The organism is Klebsiella sp. NPDC088457 (assembly GCF_044900465.1).
GTDB lineage: Bacteria > Pseudomonadota > Gammaproteobacteria > Enterobacterales > Enterobacteriaceae > Klebsiella.
Map to the genome: position 1 here is coordinate 25371 of NZ_JBJDNH010000023.1, position 12747 is coordinate 38117.

Genomic DNA, 12747 nt, shown 5'->3' on the forward strand with positions numbered 1-12747 from the left:
AAACCGTTACTCCTTTCACACTCGTTATAAATATTATGGCTATAAGAAAGTCATCAAATTAATAAGGGTGCGCAATGGCCGTTAAATCACTGAACAAAGGATATCTGGCGCTGGCGGCTTCTGTGCTGCTGGTTGCGCAGGCTCAGGCGACTGAATTGCTGAACAGTTCTTACGATGTCTCCCGCGAGCTGTTTGCCGCCCTTAACCCGCCGTTTGAGCAGCAGTGGGCGAAAGATAATGCCGGCGATACGCTGACCATTAAACAGTCCCATGCCGGCTCATCTAAGCAAGCGCTGGCGATACTGCAGGGCTTAAAGGCTGATGTGGTGACCTACAACCAGGTCACCGACGTGCAGATTCTGCATGACAAAGGCAATCTGATTCCTGCCGACTGGCAGGCCCGTCTGCCGAACAACAGCTCGCCGTTCTATTCCACCATGGCGTTCCTGGTGCGTAAGGGCAACCCGAAGAACATTCACGAATGGAGCGATCTGGCGCGTCCGGACGTCAAGCTGGTGTTCCCGAATCCGAAAACCTCGGGTAACGCGCGTTATACCTATCTGGCGGCGTGGGGCGCGGCGGATAAATCCGACGGCGGCGATAAAGCCAAAACCGAACAGTTTATGACCCGCTTCCTGAAAAACGTGGAAGTGTTTGATACCGGCGGCCGCGGAGCGACCACTACCTTTGCCGAACGCGGGCTGGGCGACGTGCTGATTAGCTTTGAATCGGAAGTGAACAACATCCGCAAACAGTATGAAGCGCAGGGTTTTGAAGTGGTGGTGCCGAAGGTCAATATCCTGGCGGAGTTCCCGGTCGCGTGGGTGGATAAAAACGTCAAAGCCAACGGCACCGAAAAAGCGGCGAAAGCCTATCTGAACTGGCTCTACAGCCCGCAGGCGCAGACCATCATTACCGACTACTACTACCGGGTGAACAACCCGGCGGTGATGGATACGTTAAAAGATAAATTCCCACAGGTGGATCTGTTCCGCGTGGAAGACCAGTTTGGCTCCTGGCCGCAGGTGATGAAAACGCACTTTGCCAGCGGCGGTGAGCTGGACAAACTGCTGGCGGCGGGGCGTAAGTAATGTTTGCTGCTGCGTCTAAGCGCGTGCTGCCGGGCTTTACCCTGAGTCTCGGCACCAGCCTGCTGTTTGTCTGTTTGATTCTGTTGTTACCCCTTAGCGCGCTGGTAATGCAGCTGGCGCAGATGACCTGGGGGCAGTACTGGGATGTGGTCACCAACCCGCAGGTGGTGGCCGCCTATAAAGTAACGCTGCTGTCAGCGTTTGTTGCCTCAATTTTTAACGGCGTATTTGGCCTGCTGATGGCCTGGATCCTGACGCGCTACCGCTTTCCGGGTCGTACGCTGCTTGATGCGCTGATGGATCTGCCGTTTGCGCTGCCGACGGCGGTTGCGGGCCTGACGCTGGCTTCGCTGTTTTCGGTTAACGGCTTTTACGGCGAGTGCCTGGCGCAGTTTGATATCAAGGTGACCTATACCTGGCTTGGGATCGCGGTGGCGATGGCGTTTACCAGTATTCCGTTCGTGGTGCGCACCGTACAGCCGGTACTGGAAGAGCTGGGTCCGGAGTATGAAGAAGCGGCGGAAACGCTTGGCGCCACGCGTCTGCAGAGCTTTCGCAAAGTGGTGCTGCCCGAACTCTCTCCGGCGCTGCTGGCCGGGATTGCGCTGTCGTTTACCCGCAGCCTTGGCGAGTTTGGCGCGGTGATTTTCATCGCCGGTAATATTGCGTGGAAAACCGAAGTGACCTCGCTGATGATTTTCGTGCGTCTGCAGGAGTTTGATTACCCGGCGGCGAGCGCGATTGCCTCGGTGATCCTTGCGGCCTCGCTGCTGCTGCTGTTTTCCATCAACACCCTGCAAAGTCGCTTTGGTCGACGTGTGGTAGGTCACTAATGGCGGAAGTTACTCAATTGAAGCGTTACGATGCCCCCCGCATCAACTGGGGGAAATGGTTTCTGATTGGTACCGGAATGCTGGTTTCCGCCTTCATTCTGATCGTGCCGATGGTGTATATCTTTGTTCAGGCCTTTGGCAAAGGGCTGATGCCGGTCCTGCACAACCTTGCCGACCCGGACATGCTGCACGCTATCTGGCTGACGGTGATGATCGCCTTGATTACCGTGCCGGTAAACCTGATCTTCGGCACGCTGCTGGCGTGGCTGGTGACGCGCTTTAACTTCCCGGGGCGCCAGCTGCTGCTGACGCTGCTGGATATTCCTTTCGCCGTCTCGCCGGTCGTGGCGGGTCTGGTATATCTGCTGTTTTACGGCTCCAACGGCCCGCTTGGCGGTTGGCTGGACGAGCATAACCTGCAAATTATGTTTGCCTGGCCGGGCATGGTGCTGGCGACTATCTTCGTCACCTGTCCGTTTGTGGTGCGTGAGCTGGTGCCGGTGATGATGAGCCAGGGCAGTCAGGAAGATGAAGCGGCGATTCTGCTCGGCGCGTCCGGCTGGCAGATGTTCCGTCGGGTTACCTTGCCGAATATCCGCTGGGCGCTGCTGTACGGCGTGGTGCTGACCAACGCGCGCGCCATCGGTGAGTTTGGCGCGGTATCGGTCGTGTCGGGATCGATTCGCGGCGAAACCCTGTCACTGCCGCTGCAAATTGAATTACTGGAGCAGGACTACAACACCGTGGGTTCCTTTACCGCCGCAGCCCTGCTGACGTTAATGGCTATTTTGACCCTGTTTTTAAAGAGTATGTTGCAATGGCACCTGGCCAATCAGGAAAAACGCGCGCAACAGGAGGGAAATCATGAGCATTGAGATTGCCAATATTAAGAAGTCGTTTGGTCGCACCCAGGTGCTGAATGATATCTCTCTGGATATCCCTTCCGGGCAGATGGTTGCGCTGCTGGGGCCATCCGGCTCCGGGAAAACCACGCTGCTGCGGATCATCGCCGGCCTGGAGAATCAAACCAGCGGCCATATTCGTTTCCACGGTACTGATGTGAGCCGGGTGCACGCGCGCGACCGTAAAGTGGGTTTCGTCTTCCAGCACTACGCCCTGTTCCGTCATATGACGGTATTTGAAAACATCGCCTTTGGCCTGTCGGTACTGCCGCGTCGTGAACGCCCGAACGCGGCGGGCATTAAGGCCAAAGTGACCCGGCTGCTGGAAATGGTGCAGCTGGCGCATCTTGCGGATCGTTACCCGGCCCAGCTTTCCGGCGGGCAGAAACAGCGCGTGGCGTTAGCGCGTGCGCTGGCGGTGGAGCCGCAAATTCTGCTGCTTGACGAACCTTTCGGCGCGCTGGATGCCCAAGTGCGGAAAGAGCTGCGTCGCTGGCTGCGTCAGCTGCATGAAGAGCTGAAGTTTACCAGCGTGTTTGTCACCCACGACCAGGAGGAGGCGATGGAAGTCGCGAACCGGGTGGTGGTAATGAGCCAGGGCAATATTGAACAGGCCGATGCGCCGGAACAGGTCTGGCGCGAGCCGTCCACCCGCTTCGTGCTGGAGTTTATGGGGGAGGTTAACCGCCTGAAAGGCACTATTCGCGGCGGCCAGTTTCATGTTGGCGCGCACCGCTGGCCGTTAGGTTATACCCCGTCTTATCAGGGGCCCGTAGACCTGTTCCTGCGCCCGTGGGAAGTTGACATCAGCCGCCGCACCAGTCTGGACTCACCGCTGCCGGTGCAGGTTCTGGAAGCCAGTCCGAAAGGACACTACACCCAGCTGGTCGTGCAGCCTCTGGGCTGGTATGACGAACCGCTGACCGTGGTTCTTCCGGGCGATGACGCGCCGTATCGCGGCGAACGGCTGTTCGTCGGCTTACAGAATGCGCGCTTGTATAACGGCAATGAGCGTATCGAACCGCGTGAGGAGCTTGCTCTGGCTGAATCGGCCTGATAGCTTAATCTCCAGTTTATCGCCGTGAACGCAACGGCAGGGTTTGGTAATCCGGACAGGGCGTGATGCGCCGTCATCCGGGATGGTTGCAGGCCGGGTAAGCACAATCTACCCGGCCTTTTTATTGGGTCAAAACCGTGAATACATTAGAACAAACCATCGGCAATACTCCTCTGGTGAAATTGCAACGGCTGGGGCCGGATAACGGTAGTGAAATCTGGGTCAAACTGGAGGGCAACAACCCGGCGGGTTCGGTTAAGGATCGCGCCGCGCTTTCGATGATCGTGGAAGCCGAAAAGCGCGGTGAAATCAAACCCGGCGACGTGCTGATTGAAGCCACCAGCGGCAATACCGGCATCGCGCTGGCGATGATTGCGGCGTTGAAAGGCTACCAGATGAAGCTCCTGATGCCGGATAACATGAGCCAGGAGCGCCGGGCAGCGATGCTGGCCTACGGCGCCGAACTGATTCTGGTCAGCAAAGAGCAGGGGATGGAAGGCGCACGCGATCTGGCGGCGGAAATGGCGCAGCGCGGCGAAGGTAAGTTACTGGATCAGTTCAATAATCCGGATAACCCCTACGCGCATTACACCACTACCGGGCCGGAAATCTGGCAGCAGACCGCAGGACGAATCAGCCATTTTGTCTCCAGTATGGGCACCACCGGTACGATTACCGGCGTATCTCGCTTCCTGCGCGAACAGGATAAAGCGGTGAGCATCGTGGGGCTGCAGCCGGAGGAGGGCAGCAGCATTCCCGGAATTCGCCGCTGGCCGGCAGAATATATGCCGGGGATATTTAATGCTTCGCTGGTCGACGCGGTACTCGATATTCACCAGCGGGATGCGGAAAACACCATGCGTATGCTGGCGGTGCGGGAAGGTATTTTTTGTGGCGTCAGCTCCGGCGGCGCGGTGGCGGGGGCGTTACGCATTGCGCGGGAAAACCCCGGCGCGGTGGTGGTGGCGATCGTCTGCGATCGCGGCGATCGCTACCTGTCTACCGGGGTCTTCGGCGAAGAGCATTTCAGCCAGGGGGCGGGTATCTAAACCTCAGGCGGGGCCAGCAGGTCGGTGCGCTAGGAGTTATCGATGGTGCATAGCCAGCGCTGGCCCTGCAGGCGAAAGACATAGGTTGCGCGGCGCGTGACCTGTGTTATTCCGCCCTCCGGCGTCGGAATATCCAGCCGGGTTTCACCACCAGCACGGCGTCGTCAGCGTAATATTCCATTAAGGTGACATAGTCCTCCGGCGAAATAGCGCGATCGCAGGCTTCAATAACGGCTTTTAACTGCGGGTTGACCATCAAGAGCCTCCGGGGTCAGCGTAGGGAGCTGGCGAGCGGATTATTGAGGAATGTCTACCGTTTCAGGTTCGTCTCGCGTTAATCCCGGAAAAGTTCGTGGACGGTCAAATGGCGCGGTTCCTGTTATGGGGGTAGTACAAGGCGTAAATCATTGGCCAGCTGGTCAATTTCGTCGTCGTCCAGCGCTCCGGTCGAGAGCCGTAGTCCATGCGCCGGCGTGCGGATGCCGAACGCTTCACCTTCGCGGACTAACCAACCGGCGCGGGCTAAACGCAGGGCGACCGGTTGGCTCGATTCCTGTAACGGTAGCCAGAAGCTGAGGCCATCCCCCGGGGGCAAGGGGCTAAAACCGTGTCGGAGCAGGGCCGCGGCCAGTTTTTCATTCTGCCGGCGATAATGGCGCTGGCTCGCCGCCAGCGAGGCCACAAAGGCGCTATCATTCAGGCAGGCAAAGGCTAAATCCTGCAACAGGTGGCTGACCCACTGGCTGCCGGCATTGAGCCGCAGACGCAGCGCCGCCGAGGTGGTGCTATCGCTGGCGACAAACGCCAGGCGCAGATCCGGCCCCAGCGCTTTTGACATTGAGCGTACCAACGCCCAGCGTTGAGCGGTGGCGGGAAGCGGCGAGTGCCAGGGCATGGCGGATAGCAGGGCAAAGTGGTCGTCCATAATCACCAGCACCTGCGGATAGCGGGCCAGGATCTGGCGAATGGCCGCCGCCCGGGCCTGGCTGAGGCTACAGCCGGTAGGATTATGCGCCCGTGGGGTCAGAATCACCGCCCGCGCGCCGTTGCGCAGGGCCATTTCCAGTTCGGCGGGCTGCATTCCCTCATTGTCGACCGCGACCGGGCAGGGGGTAAACCCGGCGTAGCGCAGCATATGCATACTGCTGAGGAAACACGGGTCCTCGACGGCCACGCCGTCGCCGGGCAGAAGCAGAGCGCAAAGCAGTCGTTCCAGCGCGTCGATAGCGCCGTTGGTCAGATTGATATCGGCATCAATGCCCAGATCCTGGTGGATCCAGTTTTGCGCCCAGCGGGCCAGCTGTGGCTCAACGATGGCGTCGCCGTAGAGCCGTGGAGGGGGGGTTAGCATCGGCAGATAGCGGCTGAGATCCGGCAGGCGCTGAGGATCGGGATTCCCGCCGGAAATATCCTTCAGCGGGGAAGAAGGATCGCCCCCTTCCAGCGCTTGCGGCCTGTTTATTGCTTTGATCGCCGTGCCGTTGCGCCCCTGACTGATGGCCAGCCCGGAGCTCACCAGCCGCTTGTAGGCCGCGGCGACGGTGTTGCGGTTCACCATTAGTTTAGCGGCCAGTTCCCTTACCGGCGGCAACGTTTCTCCAGGTTTTAACGCGCCGCTCTGCACCAGATGGCGGATGTTATCAAAGATCTCACTGGCGGTTTTTCCGTCGATCATTATTGACCTATGACAAAATGAAATTTAGCATAGGACGAATGATAATCAGAGTATGACCCGCTGTCCAGCGGGGGGAGAAGGGATGGGCCAACAAGACGAAATACAATCGGTGCTCTTCAACGATAAGAGCCGGGCGTTGCAGGTCGATATCGTCGCCGTGCAATCGCAGGTGGTGTATGGCAGCGTCGGCAATAGTATTGCCGTACCGGCAATTAAGCAGCATGGACTGCGGGTGATGGCCGTACCAACGGTGTTGTTCAGTAATACGCCGCACTACGATACGTTCTACGGCGGCGTGATTCCGGAGGCGTGGTTTGTGGGTTATCTGCAGGCTCTGGAGGAGCGCGATGCGCTGCGGGAGCTGCGGGCGGTGACCACCGGGTATATGGGCAGCGCGGTCCAGATCGCGCGTCTGGCGCAGTGGCTACGCAGGATCCGCGAATCTCATCCGCAGCTGTGTATCCTTGTCGACCCGGTGATTGGCGATGTGGATAGCGGGATGTACGTGAAGGCGGAAATACCGGCGGCTTATCGGACCCACCTGCTGCCGCTGGCGCAGGGCATTACCCCAAATCTGTTCGAACTGGAAACGTTGAGCGGGCTCTCCTGCCGTAATCAGCAGGAGGCGATTATTGCCGCGCGCAGCCTGCTATCTGATTCGCTGAAATGGGTGGTGATCACCAGCGCGCCGGGAATGGACAGCGCGACTATTAACGTGCTGGTGGTGACGGTAGATTCGGTTGAGGTGGTGGTCCATCCGCGGGTCGAAACGGAACTGAAGGGGACCGGTGACCTGTTTTGCGCCGAGCTTATCAGCGGATTGCTTTCGGGCCTGGCGTTGGGTGAGGCGACGCACGCTGCGGCGCAGCGCGTGCTGGCGGTCATGACCTGGACCCGTGCACAGGGTTGCGATGAACTGATCCTGCCGCCGCCGTCGGTGACAGCATAAAGCGCCATCGGTTAGCGGCTCGCCAAAAGGACGAGTCGTTGAGCATGTTGCTACCACCGGCAATAAGGCGCCGGAAGATGCCAGGGGGCCGGGGGATTTGCTGGTCGCAGCAGGTAAGCGGCGGATTCTGGAAACTAGCCCGCAGGGGATGAAGGGGCAGTCACAGAAGAAGTGCTATCGGCCGCTGAAATCGGCAAGATAAAAAAATGGCGCCATCAGGCGCCATTTTTCTGCGGCAAGAATTACTTCTTGATGCGAATAACCGGCGTTTCACCCACGGTTACGCTACCGGACAGTTTGATCAGCTCTTTGATCTCGTCCATGTTGGAGATAACAACCGGAGTCAGGGTAGACTTGGCTTTCTCTTCCAGCAGCGGCAGATCGAATTCAATGACCGGGTCACCCACTTTCACGCGCTGACCTTCTTCGGCGATGCGTTTGAAGCCTTCGCCTTTCAGCTCAACGGTATCAATACCGAAGTGAACAAACAGCTCAATGCCGCTATCAGATTCAATAGAGAATGCATGGTTGGTTTCAAAGATTTTACCGATGGTACCATCTACCGGCGCAACCATTTTGTTGCCGGTAGGTTTGATGGCAATGCCATCACCCACAATTTTTTCCGCAAAAACCACATCCGGCACGTCTTCGATGTTGACGATCTCGCCAGAGAGCGGAGCAACAATCTCAATAGTTCCGGAGTCTTTTTTGTCATCAGAAACCAGAGATTTCAATTTATCGAACAAACCCATGATCTTCTCCTAAGCAGTAATTTGGGCCGCGCATCTCGTGGATTAGCAGATTGTTTTTTCTTCAATGAACTTGTTAACCAGCGTCATTAACTCGTCCGTTGTCGGTTGAGCAAGAGCCTGCTCTGCTAATACTTTCGCATCTTCGAAGTTCGTGTTACGAATAATCTTCTTGATACGCGGGATGGAAATGGCGCTCATAGAGAATTCGTCCAGCCCCATACCCAGCAACAGAAGTGTAGCACGTTCATCGCCCGCAAGCTCACCGCACATGCCAGTCCATTTGCCTTCGGCGTGAGAAGCATCAATAACTTGCTTAATCAGCGTCAGAACAGACGGCGACATTGGCTGGTAAAGATGTGAGATCATATCATTACCACGGTCAACTGCCAGAGTATATTGTGTTAAATCATTGGTGCCGATACTAAAGAAATCTACTTCTTTGGCTAAATGGCGCGCAATCGTTGCGGCGGCCGGTGTTTCAACCATCACGCCCACTTCGATGGTTTCGTCGAAGGCTTTGCCTTCATCGCGCAGTTCCTGCTTATAGATCTCAATCTCTTTCTTCAGTGCACGCACTTCTTCAACAGAGATGATCATCGGGAACATGATGCGCAGTTTACCGAAAGCAGAGGCGCGCAGGATGGCGCGAACCTGGTCACGCAGAATCTCTTTGCGGTCCATCGCGATACGCACGGCACGCCAGCCGAGGAACGGGTTCTCTTCTTTCGGGAAGTTCATGTACGGCAGTTCTTTATCGCCGCCGATGTCCATGGTGCGAACGATAACGGCCTGAGAGCCGCACGCTTCGGCAACCGCTTTATAAGCGGCGAACTGTTCTTCTTCAGTCGGCAGCGCGTCGCGGTCCATGAACAGGAATTCAGTACGGTACAGACCTACGCCTTCTGCGCCGTTGCGCTCAGCGCCATCGACGTCGCGTACGGTACCGATGTTGGCGCAGACTTCAACCTGATGTCCGTCCAGCGTAATCGCCGGCAGATCTTTCAGCTTAGCCAGTTCCGCTTTTTCTTCCGCAACCTGAGCCTGCAGTTTACGCAGCTCTTCGATTTGCTCATTGTCTGGGTTAACCAGAACCTGGTTGTTAACCGCGTCGAGGACCAGATAATCGCCGTTTTTCACCTGCGACGTCACGCTACCGGTGCCGACGATGGCCGGCAGCTCAAGGGAGCGCGCCATGATAGAGGTGTGGGAAGTACGGCCACCGGCGTCGGTGATAAAGCCCAGCACCTTATTCAGGTTCAGCTGCGCCGTTTCTGACGGGGTGAGATCGGCGGCAACCAGGATCACTTCGTCCTGAATCGCGCTCAGATCGATGATAGCCAGACCAAGGATGTTGCGCAGCAGGCGCTTACCAATGTCACGTACGTCAGCCGCACGTTCTTTCAGGTATTCATCATCCAGCTCTTCCAGGGCGGTGGCCTGACCTTCGATAACTTCATTGGCCGCCGCGTCGGCAGTCATGTGCTTATCTTTAATCAGGGCTATGATTTCCTGCTCAAGCTCCTCATCTTCCAGCAGCATGATGTGCCCTTCGAAGATGGCTTCTTTTTCTTCACCGAAAGTTTCACCAGCTTTGGTTTTGATGACCTCCAGCTGGGCGGAGGCCTTGGTGCGGCCGCTCAGGAAACGCTCGACTTCCTGATCAACCTTATCGGCAGAAATTTTCTTCCGGTCGATGACAATTTCGTCTTCTTTCAGCAGGAGTGCCTTACCGAAAGCGATACCCGGGGATGCTAAAATGCCTGAAATCATAACCCTACCTTACTTGTGACTGATATTAAAAAGAACCCGTGAACTTATTCGAGTTCAGCCATCAGTTTTACCAGATGCTCAACTGCTTTCTGCTCATCTTCGCCTTCCGCGGAGATGGTGACTACGGTACCCTGAGTCAGACCCAGAGTTTGCAGTTTGAACAGGCTTTTGGCGCTGGCGCTTTTGCCGTTGGAGGTCACAGTGATCTCAGAAGTGAAGCCTTTCGCTTCTTTAACAAACTGAGCAGCAGGGCGGGTGTGCAGACCGTTCGGAGCGGTAATGGTAACTTCTTGCTGGAACATTATATTTCCCCAACTTATAGGTTTAGTGTTGTGGACCTAAAGTCTAGCCTAACGGCGAGGCTTTAGCCTGTATTGTTAGCGCCGGCGTTACGTGTCTGGCTAAGGTGTCAGCAGCGTGTTCGCTGTGAAGACCATCTGGCCGTTGACGTCTGGCACGTCATTAAACATTATGCCGCGAAAGGAAGACTTGAACCAAATCATAAAATCGATTCAGCTTATGGAAATCCGATTTTGAATAATTTCGCGCATCAAAATAAATGTGCTGGTTAAATACCAGACCCTACGCGGTGAATCAATGCCAGGAGGGGTAAAACTTTGACCTATGCCACAAAAAAGCACCTAAAAAGGTGCTTTTTTACACGATGCTGACTAGCTGGCATCACTGTTGCAATTCTTTCTCGGTAAAGAGATCGGCAAACAGGGCTGTGCTTAAATAACGCTCACCTGAAGAAGGTAGGATAACCACAATATTCTTATTGGTAAAGGCCTCATCTTCCTGCAGCTTCAGCGCCGCGGCGACGGCGGCCCCGGAAGAGATGCCTGCCAGAATGCCTTCTTCATCCATCAGACGACGCGCGGTGGAGATCGCTTCTTCGTTGGTGATGGCGACAACTTTATCGACCAGCTTCAGATCGAGGTTGCCAGGAATAAAGCCTGCGCCGATACCCTGAATTTTGTGCGGGCCTGGTTTGAGCTCTTCGCCTGCCAGCGCCTGGGCGATAACCGGTGAGTCGGTAGGTTCGACCGCAACGGTGATCAGATCTTTTTTGCCTTTGGTGCCTTTGATGTAGCGGCTCACGCCGGTCAACGTACCACCGGTGCCGACGCCGGAGATAAAGACATCAACCTGACCGTCGGTATCTTCCCAGATTTCCGGACCGGTGGTCTTTTCATGAATTTCCGGGTTGGCCGGGTTGCTAAATTGCTGCAGCAGGAGAAATTTTTCCGGGTCGCTGGCAACGATTTCTTCGGCTTTCTGAATGGCGCCTTTCATGCCTTTCGCGCCTTCTGTCAGCACCAGGTTCGCCCCCAGCGCCTTCAGCAGTTTACGGCGTTCGATGCTCATGGTTTCCGGCATGGTCAGCGTCAGCTTGTAACCACGCGCTGCCGCGACGTAGGCGAGGGCGATGCCGGTATTGCCGCTGGTCGGTTCTACCAGCTCGACGCCCGGTTTCAGCACGCCACGTTTTTCGGCATCCCAAATCATATTGGCACCGATACGGCATTTCACGCTAAAGCTCGGGTTGCGTGATTCAACCTTTGCCAGGATGCGTCCGTTACCGATTCGGTTCAGTCGTACTAACGGCGTGTGGCCGATAGTCAGGGAGTTATCTTCAAAAATCTTACTCATGGCCCGTCCTTAACTGTATGAAATTTGGGAGTACGGCTCCAGCATACCCGCTTAAAGAATATGCGGAAGTAAGGATTTAGCATATCTATATTCGGAAGGGAAATAATGGTGAGCGAGAAGGAATAAGCATCGGCATATGGCCGTTATGCTTCAGGCCGCGGCCTGAAGCATCTTAAGGAGGGGGAGAGGGCGCTATTTCCACATTGCGTGTTTACCGCGGTAGCAATCAACCCACATCGCCGTGGCGCCGCAAATGGCCACCGGCAGAATCACCAGATTCAGCACCGGGATCATGGTAAACAGGCTGGTCAGAGCGCCAAACTGCATATTGGTGACTTTACGCGAACGCAGCGCCTCGCGCATGGTTTTAAACGGCACCTTGTGGTTGTCGAACGGATAGTCGCAGTACTGAATCGCCAGCATCCACGCGCTAAACAGGAACCACAGCACCGGTGCCAGGGTCTGCCCGATACCGGGAATAAAATAGAGTATCAGCAGGACGATCGCGCGCGGCAGATACCAGGCAAACTTCTGCCATTCGCGCTTCATAATACGCGGCACATCTTTCATGATGCCAAATACGCCGACATCCGGAGGCGTAGCGCCGGTCAGCCGGGCTTCCAGCTGCTCTGCCAGCAGGCCGCTAAAGGGGGCGGCAATCCAGTTGGCAAGGGTCGAGAAGAAGTAGCCGAACACTAACAGGATCGACAGGACCACCATTGACCAAAGCAGGTAGTTCAGCCACTGTAACCAGTCGGGGACGTGGCTCATCAAAGATGGGATCCAGCTATCAAGACGGGTAAACAGCCACCAGAAGGCGCCGCCCATCAGGATGATGTTGACGAATAAAGGCAGGAATACGTAACGACGAATTCCCGGCAACCCGATCAGTTTCCAGCCCTGCGAAAAATAGTAGACGCCGCTACGCGGGGTAGATGCGGATGTTGAAACCATGGTCAGGCGATGCTCCTTTTTTTGACATTCAGAGTGAATGCCCGCTTATTTTATCGGGTTGT

Annotated in this window: 12 protein-coding genes and 2 pseudogenes; 7 read left to right on the forward strand and 7 right to left on the reverse strand. The window is 56.2% G+C overall.

The features are described 5' to 3' along the window. The first annotated feature begins 74 nt into the window (after nucleotides 1–74). From ACI2JR_RS15840 to cysM, 5 genes are all read left to right on the forward strand, one after another. Complete coding sequence (locus tag ACI2JR_RS15840; RefSeq protein WP_132725917.1) at nucleotides 75–1091, forward strand: sulfate ABC transporter substrate-binding protein; 1017 nt, start codon at nucleotides 75–77, stop codon at nucleotides 1089–1091. Then, complete coding sequence (gene cysT, locus ACI2JR_RS15845; RefSeq protein ID WP_462478952.1) at nucleotides 1091–1924, forward strand: sulfate/thiosulfate ABC transporter permease CysT; 834 nt, start codon at nucleotides 1091–1093, stop codon at nucleotides 1922–1924. The genes ACI2JR_RS15840 and cysT overlap by 1 nt, the downstream gene beginning before the upstream one ends. Further along, complete coding sequence (cysW, locus tag ACI2JR_RS15850) at nucleotides 1924–2799, forward strand: sulfate/thiosulfate ABC transporter permease CysW (protein ID WP_462478953.1); 876 nt, start codon at nucleotides 1924–1926, stop codon at nucleotides 2797–2799. Before cysT ends, cysW begins: the two co-directional genes overlap by 1 nt. Next, complete coding sequence (gene cysA, locus ACI2JR_RS15855) at nucleotides 2789–3883, forward strand: sulfate/thiosulfate ABC transporter ATP-binding protein CysA (protein ID WP_132725912.1); 1095 nt, start codon at nucleotides 2789–2791, stop codon at nucleotides 3881–3883. The genes cysW and cysA overlap by 11 nt, the downstream gene beginning before the upstream one ends. Nucleotides 3884–4020: 137 nt before the next feature. Continuing rightward, nucleotides 4021–4932: a cysteine synthase CysM gene (gene cysM / locus ACI2JR_RS15860; protein WP_132725909.1), complete on the forward strand. Its 912-nt coding sequence runs from the start codon at nucleotides 4021–4023 to the stop codon at nucleotides 4930–4932. A gap of 29 nt (nucleotides 4933–4961) precedes the next feature. On the opposite strand, the pseudogene ACI2JR_RS15865 reads toward cysM, so the two are convergent. Both ACI2JR_RS15865 and ptsJ read right to left on the reverse strand, forming a co-directional pair. Then, nucleotides 4962–5188, reverse strand: a pseudogene (locus tag ACI2JR_RS15865) (hypothetical protein). Between the two features lie 123 nt (nucleotides 5189–5311). Further along, on the reverse strand, nucleotides 5312–6607 hold the full coding sequence (gene ptsJ / locus ACI2JR_RS15870) for a transcriptional regulator PtsJ (RefSeq protein ID WP_462478954.1): 1296 nt from the start codon (nucleotides 6605–6607) through the stop codon (nucleotides 5312–5314). An 82-nt stretch (nucleotides 6608–6689) separates the two neighbouring features. Here ptsJ and pdxK point away from each other — a divergent pair, with 82 nt between their 5' ends. Continuing rightward, nucleotides 6690–7556, forward strand: coding sequence for a pyridoxine/pyridoxal/pyridoxamine kinase (gene pdxK, locus ACI2JR_RS15875; protein WP_462478955.1), 867 nt, complete (start codon nucleotides 6690–6692; stop codon nucleotides 7554–7556). After that, nucleotides 7553–7758: pseudogene (locus ACI2JR_RS15880) on the forward strand (cytoplasmic protein). Before pdxK ends, ACI2JR_RS15880 begins: the two are co-directional and overlap by 4 nt. 40 nt (nucleotides 7759–7798) lie before the next feature. Here the strand turns inward: ACI2JR_RS15880 and crr are convergent. The 5 genes from crr to cysZ all read right to left on the reverse strand — a co-directional run bounded on the left by crr (nucleotide 7799) and on the right by cysZ (nucleotide 12685). Next, nucleotides 7799–8308, reverse strand: coding sequence for a PTS glucose transporter subunit IIA (crr, locus tag ACI2JR_RS15885; protein WP_003861316.1), 510 nt, complete (start codon nucleotides 8306–8308; stop codon nucleotides 7799–7801). Between the two features lie 42 nt (nucleotides 8309–8350). Beyond that, nucleotides 8351–10078: a phosphoenolpyruvate-protein phosphotransferase PtsI gene (gene ptsI / locus ACI2JR_RS15890; protein ID WP_462478956.1), complete on the reverse strand. Its 1728-nt coding sequence runs from the start codon at nucleotides 10076–10078 to the stop codon at nucleotides 8351–8353. Nucleotides 10079–10122: 44 nt separating this feature from the next. Continuing rightward, the gene (gene ptsH, locus ACI2JR_RS15895) at nucleotides 10123–10380 is read right to left on the reverse strand and encodes a phosphocarrier protein Hpr (RefSeq protein ID WP_000487600.1); all 258 of its coding nucleotides are present in this window, start codon (nucleotides 10378–10380) and stop codon (nucleotides 10123–10125) included. A gap of 379 nt (nucleotides 10381–10759) precedes the next feature. Then, nucleotides 10760–11731 (reverse strand): cysteine synthase A, encoded by a 972-nt coding sequence (gene cysK / locus ACI2JR_RS15900; protein WP_132725897.1) that lies wholly within the window; start codon nucleotides 11729–11731, stop codon nucleotides 10760–10762. 192 nt (nucleotides 11732–11923) lie between these two features. Beyond that, nucleotides 11924–12685, reverse strand: coding sequence for a sulfate transporter CysZ (gene cysZ / locus ACI2JR_RS15905; protein ID WP_462478957.1), 762 nt, complete (start codon nucleotides 12683–12685; stop codon nucleotides 11924–11926). Nucleotides 12686–12747 lie beyond the last annotated feature (62 nt).

Bases quoted from the DNA above. Each gene is read 5' to 3' on its own strand.
- cysK (WP_132725897.1), bottom strand. From the start codon at position 11,731: ATGAGTAAGATTTTTGAAGATAACTCCCTGACTATCGGCCACACGCCG.
- crr (WP_003861316.1), bottom strand. From the start codon at position 8,308: ATGGGTTTGTTCGATAAATTGAAATCTCTGGTTTCTGATGACAAAAAA.
- ptsI (WP_462478956.1), bottom strand. From the start codon at position 10,078: ATGATTTCAGGCATTTTAGCATCCCCGGGTATCGCTTTCGGTAAGGCA.
- cysA (WP_132725912.1), top strand. From the start codon at position 2,789: ATGAGCATTGAGATTGCCAATATTAAGAAGTCGTTTGGTCGCACCCAG.
- ACI2JR_RS15840 (WP_132725917.1), top strand. From the start codon at position 75: ATGGCCGTTAAATCACTGAACAAAGGATATCTGGCGCTGGCGGCTTCT.
- pdxK (WP_462478955.1), top strand. From the start codon at position 6,690: ATGGGCCAACAAGACGAAATACAATCGGTGCTCTTCAACGATAAGAGC.
- cysT (WP_462478952.1), top strand. From the start codon at position 1,091: ATGTTTGCTGCTGCGTCTAAGCGCGTGCTGCCGGGCTTTACCCTGAGT.
- cysZ (WP_462478957.1), bottom strand. From the start codon at position 12,685: ATGGTTTCAACATCCGCATCTACCCCGCGTAGCGGCGTCTACTATTTT.
- ptsH (WP_000487600.1), bottom strand. From the start codon at position 10,380: ATGTTCCAGCAAGAAGTTACCATTACCGCTCCGAACGGTCTGCACACC.
- cysW (WP_462478953.1), top strand. From the start codon at position 1,924: ATGGCGGAAGTTACTCAATTGAAGCGTTACGATGCCCCCCGCATCAAC.
- ptsJ (WP_462478954.1), bottom strand. From the start codon at position 6,607: ATGATCGACGGAAAAACCGCCAGTGAGATCTTTGATAACATCCGCCAT.